The organism is Boseongicola sp. (assembly GCA_014075275.1).
Taxonomy (GTDB): Bacteria; Pseudomonadota; Alphaproteobacteria; order Rhodobacterales; family Rhodobacteraceae.
Genome location: CP046179.1, coordinates 1,695,178 through 1,708,207 on the forward strand (window position 1 = coordinate 1,695,178; position 13,030 = coordinate 1,708,207).

The 13,030-nt window shown below is 56.0% G+C and carries 14 protein-coding genes and 1 pseudogene; 10 read left to right on the top strand and 5 right to left on the bottom strand.

Features of this window, described 5'->3' with window-relative positions; all coding sequences use genetic code 11:
• Positions 1-104: 104 nt before the first annotated feature.
• The 10 genes and pseudogenes from GKR98_08555 (at position 105) to GKR98_08600 (ending at position 8,967) form a co-directional block, all read left to right on the top strand.
• The gene (locus GKR98_08555; GenBank protein QMU58240.1) at positions 105-668 is read left to right on the top strand and encodes a NifU family protein; all 564 of its coding nucleotides are present in this window, start codon (positions 105-107) and stop codon (positions 666-668) included.
• A gap of 25 nt (positions 669-693) precedes the next feature.
• The gene (locus GKR98_08560; GenBank protein QMU60031.1) at positions 694-1,107 is read left to right on the top strand and encodes a GFA family protein; all 414 of its coding nucleotides are present in this window, start codon (positions 694-696) and stop codon (positions 1,105-1,107) included.
• Complete coding sequence (gene tsaB, locus GKR98_08565) at positions 1,104-1,814, top strand: tRNA (adenosine(37)-N6)-threonylcarbamoyltransferase complex dimerization subunit type 1 TsaB (protein QMU58241.1); 711 nt, start codon at positions 1,104-1,106, stop codon at positions 1,812-1,814. Before GKR98_08560 ends, tsaB begins: the two co-directional genes overlap by 4 nt.
• Before the next feature lie 11 nt (positions 1,815-1,825).
• Positions 1,826-2,230 carry a GNAT family N-acetyltransferase gene (locus GKR98_08570; protein ID QMU60032.1) on the top strand — a complete coding sequence of 135 codons (405 nt, stop codon included), beginning with the start codon at positions 1,826-1,828 and terminating at the stop codon, positions 2,228-2,230.
• Positions 2,231-2,413: 183 nt separating this feature from the next.
• Positions 2,414-3,415 carry a BMP family ABC transporter substrate-binding protein gene (locus GKR98_08575; GenBank protein ID QMU58242.1) on the top strand — a complete coding sequence of 334 codons (1,002 nt, stop codon included), beginning with the start codon at positions 2,414-2,416 and terminating at the stop codon, positions 3,413-3,415.
• Between the two features lie 80 nt (positions 3,416-3,495).
• Positions 3,496-5,091 (top strand): ATP-binding cassette domain-containing protein, encoded by a 1,596-nt coding sequence (locus GKR98_08580; GenBank protein QMU58243.1) that lies wholly within the window; start codon positions 3,496-3,498, stop codon positions 5,089-5,091.
• Between the two features lie 3 nt (positions 5,092-5,094).
• Positions 5,095-6,219, top strand: a complete 1,125-nt coding sequence (locus GKR98_08585; GenBank protein QMU58244.1) for an ABC transporter permease — start codon at positions 5,095-5,097, stop codon at positions 6,217-6,219.
• A gap of 5 nt (positions 6,220-6,224) precedes the next feature.
• Positions 6,225-7,202 carry an ABC transporter permease gene (locus GKR98_08590; protein QMU58245.1) on the top strand — a complete coding sequence of 326 codons (978 nt, stop codon included), beginning with the start codon at positions 6,225-6,227 and terminating at the stop codon, positions 7,200-7,202.
• A gap of 102 nt (positions 7,203-7,304) precedes the next feature.
• A pseudogene (locus GKR98_08595) lies at positions 7,305-8,218 on the top strand (TSUP family transporter).
• Positions 8,218-8,967 carry a hypothetical protein gene (locus GKR98_08600; GenBank protein ID QMU58246.1) on the top strand — a complete coding sequence of 250 codons (750 nt, stop codon included), beginning with the start codon at positions 8,218-8,220 and terminating at the stop codon, positions 8,965-8,967. Before GKR98_08595 ends, GKR98_08600 begins: the two are co-directional and overlap by 1 nt.
• Before the next feature lie 97 nt (positions 8,968-9,064).
• Here the strand turns inward: GKR98_08600 and GKR98_08605 are convergent, their stop codons facing one another.
• The 5 genes from GKR98_08605 to GKR98_08625 form a co-directional block, all read right to left on the bottom strand.
• Complete coding sequence (locus GKR98_08605) at positions 9,065-9,796, bottom strand: SDR family NAD(P)-dependent oxidoreductase (protein ID QMU58247.1); 732 nt, start codon at positions 9,794-9,796, stop codon at positions 9,065-9,067.
• Positions 9,793-11,322, bottom strand: coding sequence for an AAA family ATPase (locus GKR98_08610; protein ID QMU58248.1), 1,530 nt, complete (start codon positions 11,320-11,322; stop codon positions 9,793-9,795). The genes GKR98_08605 and GKR98_08610 overlap by 4 nt, the downstream gene beginning before the upstream one ends.
• A gap of 41 nt (positions 11,323-11,363) precedes the next feature.
• Complete coding sequence (locus GKR98_08615) at positions 11,364-12,002, bottom strand: autoinducer synthase (protein ID QMU58249.1); 639 nt, start codon at positions 12,000-12,002, stop codon at positions 11,364-11,366.
• A gap of 82 nt (positions 12,003-12,084) precedes the next feature.
• Positions 12,085-12,765, bottom strand: a complete 681-nt coding sequence (locus GKR98_08620; GenBank protein ID QMU60033.1) for a LuxR family transcriptional regulator — start codon at positions 12,763-12,765, stop codon at positions 12,085-12,087.
• A complete protein-coding gene (locus tag GKR98_08625) occupies positions 12,752-12,958 on the bottom strand; it encodes a hypothetical protein (protein QMU58250.1) in 207 nt (68 codons plus the stop codon). The genes GKR98_08620 and GKR98_08625 overlap by 14 nt, the downstream gene beginning before the upstream one ends.
• Between the last annotated feature and the right edge of the window lie 72 nt (positions 12,959-13,030).

A 13,030-nucleotide genomic window follows, 5' to 3' on the forward strand; every position in this document is an offset into this window, starting at 1 on the left:
TAGAGATCAGAAGAAGAATTGGGGTCGATTTAGAATGGTTCCAAGTTCTTGACACTTGGGGCCGCGGCTCGCATATCTGAAGTTCATTCGAAAGGACCGATGCGATGTTCATTCAAACGGAATCGACGCCGAACCCGGCGACGCTGAAATTCCTGCCGGGGCAGGCTGTTCTGGAGATGGGAACGGCAGATTTTCCGACCGTTGAGGCGGCCGAGAAATCACCATTGGCGCGGCGTGTGTTCACGATTTCCGGGGTGACCGGTGTGTTCTTCGGGACGGACTTTGTGACGGTGACCAAGTCGGAAGAAACCGATTGGGACCATGTGAAACCGGCCATTCTGGGCGCTATCATGGAGCATTTCCAATCCGGTCAACCGGTGATCGACGGTGAAGGCGGCGGTCAGACGGGACATGCCGACCATGATGGGCCAGACGGCGAAATTGTCGATCAGATCAAAGAGTTGCTGGATACGCGCGTGCGGCCGGCGGTGGCGCAGGACGGTGGCGATATCGTGTTTCACGGCTTTGATCGTGGCGTGGTCTATTTGCATATGCAGGGGGCCTGTGCCGGGTGTCCGTCTTCGACTTTGACGCTGAAGATGGGGATCGAGAACCTGCTTCGCCACTATATCCCCGAAGTGCTTGAGGTGCGCCCAGTCGCAGCCTGATGACGTGGGCGAACTGATATTTCCAATTACCGGGCGCTGCTATTGCGGAGCTGTTCATCTTGAGGCGTCAACGCCGCCTCAATCAGTCGCCTATTGCCATTGTGTTGACTGTCGGCGGGTGACGGGCGCGCCCGTGGCGGCGTTCGCGGCGTTTTCCGAAGGCGATGTGCAGATTTCTGGTGCAAAACTGACATCGGTATCGGTAAGCGACGGTGTCGAGCGGTCATTTTGCGGGGATTGTGGATCGCCTGTTTTGGGTCGTTACGCATATTTGCCCGGACAGATCTATGTCTCGCTGGGATTGTTGGATCAGGCGGGTGCACTCGCCCCTGAAACGCATTGCCATGTAGATGAGGCGCTAGGTTGGCTTCACATTGAAGACAACGCTGAAAGAATTGCCGGGACCGCGCGGGCCGTTTTGCAACGAGGCCGGGGATGAGCCGGATTTTGGCGTTTGACACCAGCGGACTGCATTTGAGTGTTGCGTTCGTTATTGACGGTGTGAGTGTTTCGTCACGCTATGAGGAGATGGCGCGGGGGCAGGCGGAAGCTCTATTTCCCCTGCTTGAAGCTGTTTTGGCAGATGAGGGCGCGGTCTGGGAAGAGCTGGATGCGATTGCTGTCGGGATTGGGCCAGGTAATTTTACTGGCATTCGGATTGCGGTAAGCGCGGCGCGGGGTTTGGCGTTGTCGCTTGGCATTCCGGCCATTGGCGTTTCGTCGTTTGAGATTGCGCGGGGGCCGGTAGCGGCGGGCGGACCCGGAAGACAGATCGTGACGCTGCCCGGTCCCAGAAACTCGATTTACATGCAGCATTTCGAAAGCGCGCAGGCGGCATCCGAACCGATTGTGTTAGAGCGCGACAGCCCACATTGGTTGGAAAGCGAACTGCCCACACCGCCGGTCGGAACCGAGCTTCTGGGGCCTTATGCCGAATACCTGATGCTTGCCTATGGGCGCGGTGCCACGGATTTGTATCCCTGGTCGGATGCAGATGTGGACTGGAAGCGCGCGCCTGAAGTTTTGGCCGCAATTGCGACAGAACGGTTGGCAAGCGGAGATGAAATACCGCGCCCTGCCCCACTTTATATTCGACCGGCAGATGCAGCACCGCCGTCCGATCCGCCGCCGGTGATTTTGCCGTGACGCCAGAAGCGATGGCGACAATCCACAGCCGGGCAATGGTGATGCCCCGGGCCTGGACCACGGACGAGTTCGCGGACATGCTGATGATGCCGGGCATGTTTTCAGTTGACCGAGAAGCCGGGTTTGCTTTGGGTCGGGTAGTTCTGGACGAAGTTGAGTTGCTGACACTGGCTGTGGAACCGCACCAGCAACGTCGTGGCATTGGCGCAGGTTGTTTGCGGGATTTTGAAGAACAGGCACAAATGTTTGGTGCGAAGCGGGCCCTTTTAGAGGTTGCAGCGACAAACGCGCCTGCGCGCGGACTTTATGACCGCTTTGGTTATATCGAAAGTGGGCGGCGCACAGGATACTACGCTTCAGATGCACACACCCCGGTTGATGCGGTCCTGATGCAAAAAACCATTGTGATCGCCTGACTTTACGTCGTTTGCCGCGAAACCGGGCAGAGTCTGCCCGTCAACCCCAAGAATCCTATTGACCCCCTTCTGCGCCAAGTCCTTAATCGGGGGTGATCCGACGTTAATCGGACAAAAAACGGGTGCCGTGGGTGAAATCCGCCCTAGGCGCTTACGAAAAAAGAGTAACCTGGGAGAAACCAAATGACCCTTATGCAGAAAATTTTGGGCGCGACAGCGGCAATGGCGATGAGCGCCGGTGCAGCGATGGCCGAGCCTGCTTTGATGTATGACTTGGGCGGAAAGTTCGACAAGTCCTTCAACGAAGCCGCCTACAACGGTGCGAAACGCTGGGCTGAAGACACAGGCAATTCATACCGCGAGATCGAAGTGACTTCGGAAGCGCAGCGCGTGCAGTTCGCGACGCGTCTAGCCGAAGCCGGATTCAATCCGATTGTTGTTCTGGGCTTTCAGAACGCTTCGACCGTCGAAGAAGTTGCACCCAACTATCCCGACACTAAGTTCGCTATCATCGACGTGAACTGGCTGGACATCGGCAACCTGCGTCAGATCAGCTTTGCTGAGCATCAGGGCAGCTATCTGGTTGGCATGCTGGCTGCGATGAAGTCCGAAACCGGCACGGTTGGCTTTATCGGTGGTATGGACGTTCCCTTGATCCGTCACTTTGGCTGCGGTTATGCCCAAGGCGCAAAAGCTGTGAACCCGGACATCACTGTGGTTTCCAACATGACAGGCACAACGCCTGCTGCATGGAATGACCCGGTGAAAGGTGGCGAGTTGACCAAGGCGCAAATCAGCCAGGGTGCTGACGTTGTATACGCTGCCGCTGGCGGCACCGGCGTTGGTGTGCTTCAGACGGCAGCAGACGAAGGCATTCTGTCGATCGGCGTTGACTCGAACCAGAACCACCTGCACCCAGGTTCGGTTCTGACATCGATGCTGAAGCGCGTTGATAACGCTGTCTATGACGTGTTCGAAAACGGCGTTGACGGCTTCGAGTCCGGTGTTTCCGTGATGGGCCTGGACAACGATGGGGTTGGTTACGCTGTTGACGAATTCAACGAATCGCTTGTTACAGCTGACATGATCGCAGCCGTAGAAGAAGCGAAAGCCAAGATCATTTCTGGCGAGCTTGAGGTTGCGGCTTATTACACGAACGACAGCTGCCCGGTTCACGAATTCTAAGACCTGCTTAGATTAAGAAAATCGGCCGCGCCGAGCAACCGGCGCGGCCTTCTTTTAAAAAGACGGCGGAGGTGGGTGACGTGAGCGACGCTGCAGCGATCGAACTCAAAGGGATCTCCAAGGCCTTTGGGCCGGTCCAGGCCAACAAAGACATTTCGATCAAGGTTATGCCTGGGACGATCCATGGCATTATCGGCGAAAATGGCGCTGGAAAATCCACTTTGATGTCAATTCTTTACGGCTTTTACAAAGCTGATAAGGGCCAGATATTTATCAATGGAAAAGAAACTCAGATACCGGACAGCCAGGCGGCCATTGCTGCGGGCATCGGTATGGTTTTCCAGCATTTCAAGCTGGTCGAGAATTTTTCAGTTCTCGAGAATGTAGTTTTGGGTGCCGAAGATGGACCGCGTCTGAAGCCGTCATTGCGCAGTGCACGTAAGTTGCTGACGCAGTTGGCCGATGATTATGAATTGAGCGTCAACCCGGATGAGAAGATTGAGAAGCTGAGCGTGGGTTTGCAGCAGCGTGTCGAGATTTTGAAAGCGCTGTATCGCAAAGCCGACAATGTGATCTTGGACGAACCAACCGGTGTTCTGACCCCGGCAGAAGCTGACCACCTTTTCCGCATTTTGAACGGTCTTAAGGATGAAGGTAAAACCATCATCCTGATTACGCACAAGCTGCGCGAGATTATGGACGTCACCGACACGGTCAGTGTAATGCGACGCGGGCAGATGACCGCGACAGTAAAGACGCGTGACACGTCGCCGGAAGAACTGGCTGAGTTGATGGTTGGGCGTAAAGTATTGCTTCGGGTCGATAAAAAGCCCGCGACGCCTTATGCGAAAGTTCTGGAAGTCGAAAACCTGCGGGTCAAGGATGATGCCGGTGTTGAGCGGGTGAAGGGTATCAACCTGGATGTGCGCGGCGGCGAGATCGTTGGTATCGCAGGTGTGTCCGGAAACGGTCAGTCCGAACTTATGGAGGTTCTTGGCGGGTATCGAAGGGCCAAGGGCAAAGTCAGTGTCAATGGCGACCAGATCGATCTGACCGGACGCAAGGCCAACGGGCAGACCCGCCGGCAACGCGGGATTGCCCATGTGCCCGAAGACAGGCACCGGGAAGGGCTTATTCTAGATTTCCATGCCTGGGAAAACATCGCGTTCGGGTATCACCACGACGATGTTTATCAGAAATCGAAGTATTTCATGGATAACAAGGCGATCAAGAAGATCACCGCGGAGAAGATGGAGCGCTTTGATGTGCGGCCTCCTATTCCGTCACTGAACGCCAAGAATTTCTCGGGCGGGAACCAGCAGAAGATCGTGTTGGCGCGCGAGATTGAGCGTAACCCCGAGTTACTGCTGGTCGGTCAGCCGACCCGCGGTGTGGACATTGGGGCGATTGAATTCATTCATCAGCAATTGGTAGCGCTGCGCGATCGGGGCAAGGCGATTTTGCTGGTGTCAGTAGAGCTGGACGAGATCATGTCGCTGGCCGACAGGATCATTGTCATGTTCGACGGCCAGATCATGGGTGAGCGGATCGCGGGCCAAACAGACGAGCGCGAGCTTGGTTTGTTGATGGCAGGCATTACCGACACAGAGCCGTCGGCCCTGGCCAAGGGGTCAAGTGGTGCGATGCGCGTCGGAAATCCGGGACAGGGGGCATAACTGATGGACATTATTCCTAAGTGGGCAGACGCCATTTTAGTTCCGCTGATTTCGGTCATTATTGCTGGAATAATCTCGGCCGGAGTGATCGTTGCAATTGGCGAAGACCCACGGATGGCGTTGGAAACCATGGTAACCGGCGCGTTGGGGTCGTCGAACGGTTGGGGGTTCACGCTTTATTACACGACCAACTTTATCTTCACCGGGCTGGCGGTTGCCGTGGCATTTCATGCACGTTTGTTCAACATCGGCGGTGAAGGTCAGGCGATCTTGGGCGGTTTGGGCGTGGCCCTTGTGTGCCTGGCGGTGGATTGGCCACATTGGTTGATTGCACTTCCTGCGGCGATGATTGGTGGTGCGGTGTTTGGCGCAATATGGGGGGCTATTCCGGCCTATTTGCAAGCGAGACGCGGCAGCCACATCGTTATTACGACGATCATGTTCAACTTCATCGCCGCGGCCTTGCTGACTTATATGCTGGTTGAAGTCCTGAAGCCCGCAGGCTCAATGGACCCCGCATCGGCCAACTTCCCGGAAGGGGCACATTTGCCGACGTTCCAGGAAATGTTCTCGACTGCTGAAACACCATTGTTCCGGGGGGCTCCGGTAAACGTTACGTTCTTCCTGGCCTTGCTGGCATGTGTGGCGGTTTGGCTTTTGATCTGGCGCACGCGACTGGGATATGAGATCCGCGCCTTTGGGCAAAGTGAACCGGCGGCACTTTATGCCGGTATTTCACCAACAAAGATAATCATGATCGCCATGCTTATCTCTGGCGCTTTGGCCGGGATGATGGCCATCAATACCACTATGGGCGAAGCCGAGAGGTTAGTTCTGAACTCGGTCGAGGGGGCCGGGTTTATCGGTATTGCGGTTGCGCTGATGGGACGATCCCATCCGTTTGGAGTTCTGTTGGCGGCTCTCTTGTTCGGATTTTTGTTTCAGGGCGGCGCCGAGCTTAGCCTTTGGACCAATATCCCACGCGAATTGATCATCGTCATTCAGGCATTGGTCATTTTGTTCACGGGTGCCTTGGACAACATGGTTCGGATGCCGTTGGAACGGCTGTTCTTAATGTTCCGCCGTAAGGAACCTGCCGATGCACCTTCGGCCAAGGCGGAGGGGTAAGGGACATGGAATTTGTGACTTTCCTCCAAATCTCTGACACGGCCATTCGGTTTGCAATTCCGTTATTGTTTGCTTGTCTTGCCGGATTGTTCAGCGAACGTGCCGGTATTTTCGATATTGGCCTTGAGGGCAAGATGTTGGCGGCCGCGTTTTTCTCGGCCGCAATTGCCGCGATCACCGCAAATGTGTGGATCGGTCTTTTGGCAGGTATCGGGGCATCTTTGGCGCTGAGTATCATCCACGGACTGGCGTCGATCACATTCCGTGGCAATCAGCTGATTTCCGGTGTTGCGATAAACTTTCTTGCGGCCGGTATGACTGTGTTGATTGCGCAGGACTGGTTCAGCCAGGGCGGGCGAACACCGTCTTTGTCTGAGTTCGGGCCGAACGCGCGATTCAATGGGATCACCCTGCCTTATGCAGACCAATTGGCCGATACCGGTCCGATGGGCATGATTTATTCGGAGCTGATCTCTGGACACTCGATCTTGGTTTACATCGGGTTCCTGACCGTCCCACTGACTTGGTATATCTTGTTCCGCACCCGTTTTGGACTGCGGCTGCGGGCGGTCGGGGAAAACCCGGCGGCAGTAGACACCGCCGGCGTATCGGTCGTGGCACTGCGGTATGTTGCGGTTGGCATCTGTGGGATCCTGTGCGGATTGGCGGGGGCCTATCTGGCAACGGGTTTGCAGGCGGGCTTTGTCAAAGACATGTCATCTGGTCGCGGGTTTATTGCCTTGGCGGCACTTATATTTGCCAAGTGGCGACCGTGGTATGCGCTTTGGGCCTGTTTGTTGTTCGGGTTCCTGCAGGCGCTGTCGCTGCGCCCGGACGTTGTTGAACAGGTTGTGCAAGCCGACATTCCGGGGCAGCTATTGGATGCCCTGCCCTATATCCTGACGGTCGTCATTCTGGCCGGATTTGTCGGCAAAGCCATTCCGCCGCGTGCCGGGGGCGAACCCTACGTAAAAGAGCGGTAATCGCAGGCGTCCTTGTGACGCTCCGATTTGTCGCACTTGGCTTTATGGGGAATGTTCAATTGGCCGTTGAACATTCCCAAGGCACGGGCGTATGGGATGCTCATGCAGATTTACCTTCCCATCGCCGAAGTATCGGTTAACGCGTTTCTTTTGCTGGGTCTTGGCGGCATGGTTGGCGTGCTGTCCGGAATGTTTGGTGTTGGCGGCGGTTTCTTGATGACTCCGCTTTTGTTTTTCATAGGCATCCCCCCGCCGTCGCAGTTGCGACCGAAGCGAACCAGATCGTCGCATCGTCATTCTCGGGCGTGTTGGCGCACTTCAGACGGAAGACGGTGGACCTTCGAATGGGCACCGTGCTGCTGATCGGCGGCTTGATTGGCGCAGCATTGGGTGTGCAATTGTTCAACGCCCTGAAAGCTATGGGACAGGTCGACCTGTTGGTGCGGCTTTGTTACGTTGTTTTCTTGGGCATTATCGGTGGGCTGATGTTCATCGAAAGCCTGAATGCAATTCGCAATACGGCCAAGGGTGTTGCTCCAAAGCGCAAGCGTCACAATTGGGTTCACAATCTGCCATTCAAGATGAAGTTCCGCACATCGGGTCTTTATATCTCGGTCATTCCGCCAGTTATTGTTGGCGTTTTCGTCGGTGTTTTGGCCGCGATCATGGGTGTCGGTGGTGGATTTATTATGGTTCCGGCGATGATCTATTTGCTGGGAATGCCAACCAAGGTTGTTGTTGGTACCTCGCTATTCCAGATCATTTTCGTGACCGGGTTTACGACGCTGTTACACGCGACGACGAACTTTACGGTAGACGTCGTTCTGGCGGTTCTGCTGTTGGTTGGCGGTGTGATCGGGGCGCAGGTTGGCACCAAGCTGGGGGCGCGACTGAAAGCTGAGCAATTGAGGATTCTGCTGGCCGGGTTGGTTTTGCTGGTTTGCGGAAAGCTGGCGACGGAACTGTTGTTCATGCCATCTGAATTGTTTTCCATCGGCGCGGCGGGGGGACACTGATGTTTCGTCATTTTGCCCTGTTGATGCTGATGGCATTGCCGGTTCATGCCGAGGAAGTTGTTGCGGGCCTGAGCCAGGATACTGTTAAGATCACCACCAATTTCGATGGTTCGGAAATTTTGATCTTTGGGGCAGTGAAGCGTGATGCACCTTTGCCCGACGGCGAACCGCTTCAGGTCATTGTGACAGTTGAAGGTCCGAAGGGGCCGGTCACCATCCGTCGCAAAGACAAGCGGTTTGGGATTTGGGTGAACAATGCTTCGGTGGAAGTTGACGAGGCTCCGTCGTTTTATGCGGTTGCGACGTCGGGTCCTTGGGCGGATGTCATCTCGGACGTTGAAGACCTGCGCCATGACGTGTCGATCGATCGCGCTATCCGGGCAGTTGGGTTGGAACGGGACGACTCGGCTGAGTTCGTCGAGGCGCTTATTCGGATCAAGAACGATCAGGGCGCCTATTTCAATCAGTTTGGGGCCGTTGAGGTGGATGAGGAGACGTTGTTCAAGACATCTATTTCCCTGCCCGCGAACCTGACGGAAGGCGAGTATAAGACCCGCTTTTTGCTAACTCGGGGAGGCGAAGTTCTGGATACCCACGAGACGTATCTGGATGTTCGCAAAGTCGGCTTGGAGCAGTTCTTGTTCAACCTGTCACGTCAGCAGCCGTTGATTTACGGGCTTATGTCTTTGGCCATTGCTATTTCGGCGGGTTGGATGGCGTCTGCGTTTTTCCGGTGGATCCGGTTCTAAGGGAATAAAAAAAACCACACGTTTTTTTGAAGGGGCGCTGCCCCATCGCCCTTTGGGCGACTCCCCGGAGTATTTTAGCCAGAAAGAATGACCAGTCTCAGCCCCGTCCCACATAGGGCATTTGATTGGCCATGACGGTCATGAAAAGCACATTGGCGTTGAGCGGCAGGTTGGCCATGTGAAGCACGCTTTTGGCGGCATCCAGTACATCGATGGTCGGCACCGGGTCTTCGCCAGCAGCGGCAAGACGCGTATTGAGTTCGGTGATCATATCAGTTTCGGCGTTGCCGATGTCGATCTGGCCACAGGCTATATTCATGGGCCGGCCATCAAGGCTGAGTGTGCGTGTGAGCCCCGTTATGGCGTGTTTAGAAGTCGTGTAACAAGTCGAGCCCGGGCGCGGCATGTAAGCGGATATGGAACCATTGTTGATGATGCGCCCGCCCTGCGGAGATTGGTGGCGCATATGGCGGAAGGCGGCGCGGGCGGCCAGGAACATACCGGTTACATTGACGTTTTGCACTTGTTGAAAGTCGTCTAGCGAAATCTCGTCGATGGTGGTTTGGGGGCCGATAATGCCAGCGTTGTTAAAGAGCGCGTCCAGGTGCCCGGTCTGGTCGACGAAGGCATCAAAGGCGGCGTCTATATGACTTTCGTTGGTGACATCTGCCGGGAGCGCAACGGCGGTATCGTATTGATCGGCAAGTGCTTCGAGGGGGTCGGCGCTGCGGGCGACGAGGCCAACCGTCCAGCCGTGATCCAGAAACAGGCGGGCGGTTGCGTTGCCGATCCCGGAAGAGGCACCGGTAACGATTATTGATTTTGTCATTTTGGGTCCTCTGCTGTGAGTTTGAAATCCGGGGTCGGCGTTGCCAGATCGCTTGTGATCAGGGGAAATTCGGGGCGCGCCAACCGGTATCGGGTGACCCAGTGAAGCCGGGTTTCTGCGCGGGTTATGGCCACATACGCAAGGCGTTTCCATAAGGGGATGCCGGCCTCGATCCGGCCTGCGCTGCTGGCGGCGTATAGATCAGGCGCGAAGACTTGAACCTCGGGCCATTGCGAACCTTGCGCCTTGTGGATGGTGACGGCCGAACCGTGAAGGAAGGCCGCGCCCATGTTGGCGGCAAAAGGGATTGCGGGTTCATCTTCGCCCGGAATTTCGATTTTGACGATGGAGGCGGCCGAAACTTGGGGGTCGGACGCGCCGATGACGTGGAGCCGCGAGAAACCGGCGCGTTTTCCCGGGCCGAGGTAGATGACTTGTGCGCCTTTGATCAGCCCACGCGCTTCGAGATCAAGGCGCTTCTTGCGGTGTTTCAACGGCAGCTCGATACCATCGCAAATCAGAGGTTCGCCGGGCAGAAGGCCGCCATCGGGAACGTCGAATGCACCGCGAAAGGCGGTGATCAGGCGAATGCGGGTGGCGTTGCGCCAGACCAGGGTTGGCGAGCGAGCCATCATGTCGGCATTCACGCGTTCGGCGACGACGACCCGGTCGTCCGTGCGGGCAGCGTCTTCGATCTGGCGTTCGAACGCCTCGAAGGTCAGATCTGGATCGCCAAGGGCATGGGCCAGATCGAGTATGGGATTGTCGAGTTCCTGGCGGTGGATCCGGCTGAGGGTGAGTTTACGTGGCTCCGGCAGGTCTTCGAAGACCATGGAACCGGATTGGTTCACAGGCGCAAGTTGTGCCGGGTCACCGAACAGGACGAGGGTTGGGAAAATCTCCTGCAGGTCCGCGAATTGACGTTTGTCGAGCATCGAGGCTTCATCGACAAAGCCGATATCCAACGGGTCTTCGCGGCGCTTCCAGCCGATGATGAAGTCGGAACCTTTTAGACCAGCCGCGGCCAGCGCGCCGGGGATGGATTTGGTGTGTCGGTAAAAGCCTTGGGCGCGATCGAGGGCGGAATCGGACAGGTCTTCGACATCAGGGCGGTCGGCATTTCCGACCAGCCATTCGGCGATTTTCTCGTATTCGGGATCATAGAGCGGGGTGTAGAGAATGCGGTGGATCGTGGTTGCGGCGACACCCCGGGTGCGCAGGACACTGGCAGCTTTGTTCGTTGGAGCAAGGATGGCCAGGGTGCGACGGTCTTTGCGGCGCCGGCTTTCGTAATCGCCAGAGATCGTATCGACATTGGCATCGGACAAGGCTTCGGCGATGCGGGCCAGCAGCATAGTTTTGCCGGACCCGGCCTTGCCGATCACAGCCAAGGTGTTGGTGCCGCCTTCGGCGCGGGGTGTCGTGATGCTTTCTTCAATATCAACACCAGCGCTGCGCAGCACTTCGGCAATCGTATCAAAGGCTTCGGCCTGATCTTCTGAGAATTGCGTCAATGGCACCGACATGGGCGGACCCTATCGGCCCGCCCAAGTTAGCGCCAGTCAGATCAGGCGGAAATCGCGATGTTTGCGGGACGCGGAGTGCCGAAAGCGCGGTCGTACCAGTGGCGACTGAGTTCGGCAGAAACACCGGCGCGTGGCAGCAGCCGGGCTTTGACGTCACGTTCGAATGCCCAGAGCCCGACGCTGATAGCGTCGCGACCTTCGCCGGTTGTGCCAAGGATCGTCGGGCCCCAGCCAAGGCGGCTGTAGATGCGCACCATTCGGGCATCGAAGACGCCAACTGCATGTGACAGATGACTGGCCAGACCTACTTCGAGACCGCCAAGCATAAGAGCGGCAGAAACCCGAGCTTCGGCGTCAGGAGCAAGGCAAAAACGGGTGCATTCCCAGATGAAAGGGCTGCGGATTTCGACGTTGTCGGTCAGGTTCAGAAAGTGATCGTTGATCATTGTCCGACCAGTGGTGGGCAAGAAACGAAGCGACCCACCGTGTAGCCCATCGGGGCGTTCCCAGATAACATAGAGCGGGTTCAGTTCATCATAATTATCCCGTTCGGTTCCATCGTCAGCGACAGTGACATCCCAGGCAAGTCGCGTATGGAATTGGTTCGCACGGTCGGTGAACATGGATTTGGCAAGGCGGGGAAAGCGGGTGAGTTCGTCGGCGTAAAGATAGCGTAGCATCGGGTTCCTCCGTCATTGAATACAGAAGACGTGCTAGGCCGGTGGTGTTAACGCTTTCGGAAGGGAGCGTGCGCGTAGGGTGTCAGATTATTAACAAACCCATACTGAGAGCAGTGGCTACGGCATGGGTTGTGTTCATTGCCGAAAGTTTGAAACGGGCACTTTCAATATAGACGCGCAATGTGTGTTCCGAGATTTTCAGGCTCTCGGCAGATTGAGCGCGGCTGTATCCCATTGCCAGAAGTGTTAGAGCATCTGTTTCCCTTGGACTGAGCGTAACAACCTGCGTTTGGTCCGTTCCGCGCTCAAGCTCGAGCGCTTTTTGGTTGATGTAATGCGAGACCAGGATCAAGTCGCGCGTGTTTTCCTCGGTGTAGCGCAGCCATTTGTCGTCACTGCAATTGTCCGACACTGTGAAAAGTGCGAACTGCCCTGACGGGCCCCGCACCGGAACCGAGAATCCTTGCTTGCCGACACCACTTGAACTGGCTTCGCCAAGAAAATTGCGCGCGGCCTTTGATGACCAGTCGAGGCGTTTCCAATCAACGGGGTGAAACCGCTGGTAACAGGCCAGCACAACAGGATCGATACGTGCATAATCTTCTCGAAGATACTGATCGACCCATTCCGGCGAATACGTCAAGGCGGCGTATTGTTCGCCGGTGGAATTGACCGAGTGATAGACGATATGTTCGACATCAAGGACATCGCGCAGAGCGACAACCTGATCATTCAGTTTTTCGAGTGAATCAACATTCCGCAACCGCTCGATGAATGATTCCAGCACGTTTCAAGCCCCGCTGCGCCGCTTCGGGCGCGTTTGCCTGTTCTGAGGCCAGTTCTTTGTCGGCAACCGCGACCGCTTGATCGAGTTGCTTTTCCAAACCGGAAAGACCGTTCTTAACCGCAAAAGTTCTTAGGTCCACCAGAACATCAAGTATCCATTCGTTCGTCATATGGGACTCTCTTTTTCAAAGGTTAACGAAACATTAATACAACCTTAGCATGTATAAAATTTTTGAAGTATT

What these genes read in the sequence shown, in the direction of transcription:
- GKR98_08555 (QMU58240.1), top strand. Translation starts at nt 105, where the DNA reads ATGTTCATTCAAACGGAATCGACGCCGAACCCGGCGACGCTGAAATTC.
- tsaB (QMU58241.1), top strand. Translation starts at nt 1,104, where the DNA reads ATGAGCCGGATTTTGGCGTTTGACACCAGCGGACTGCATTTGAGTGTT.
- GKR98_08570 (QMU60032.1), top strand. Translation starts at nt 1,826, where the DNA reads ATGGCGACAATCCACAGCCGGGCAATGGTGATGCCCCGGGCCTGGACC.
- GKR98_08575 (QMU58242.1), top strand. Translation starts at nt 2,414, where the DNA reads ATGACCCTTATGCAGAAAATTTTGGGCGCGACAGCGGCAATGGCGATG.
- GKR98_08585 (QMU58244.1), top strand. Translation starts at nt 5,095, where the DNA reads ATGGACATTATTCCTAAGTGGGCAGACGCCATTTTAGTTCCGCTGATT.
- GKR98_08590 (QMU58245.1), top strand. Translation starts at nt 6,225, where the DNA reads ATGGAATTTGTGACTTTCCTCCAAATCTCTGACACGGCCATTCGGTTT.
- GKR98_08600 (QMU58246.1), top strand. Translation starts at nt 8,218, where the DNA reads ATGTTTCGTCATTTTGCCCTGTTGATGCTGATGGCATTGCCGGTTCAT.
- GKR98_08605 (QMU58247.1), bottom strand. Translation starts at nt 9,796, where the DNA reads ATGACAAAATCAATAATCGTTACCGGTGCCTCTTCCGGGATCGGCAAC.
- GKR98_08610 (QMU58248.1), bottom strand. Translation starts at nt 11,322, where the DNA reads ATGTCGGTGCCATTGACGCAATTCTCAGAAGATCAGGCCGAAGCCTTT.
- GKR98_08615 (QMU58249.1), bottom strand. Translation starts at nt 12,002, where the DNA reads ATGCTACGCTATCTTTACGCCGACGAACTCACCCGCTTTCCCCGCCTT.
- GKR98_08625 (QMU58250.1), bottom strand. Translation starts at nt 12,958, where the DNA reads ATGACGAACGAATGGATACTTGATGTTCTGGTGGACCTAAGAACTTTT.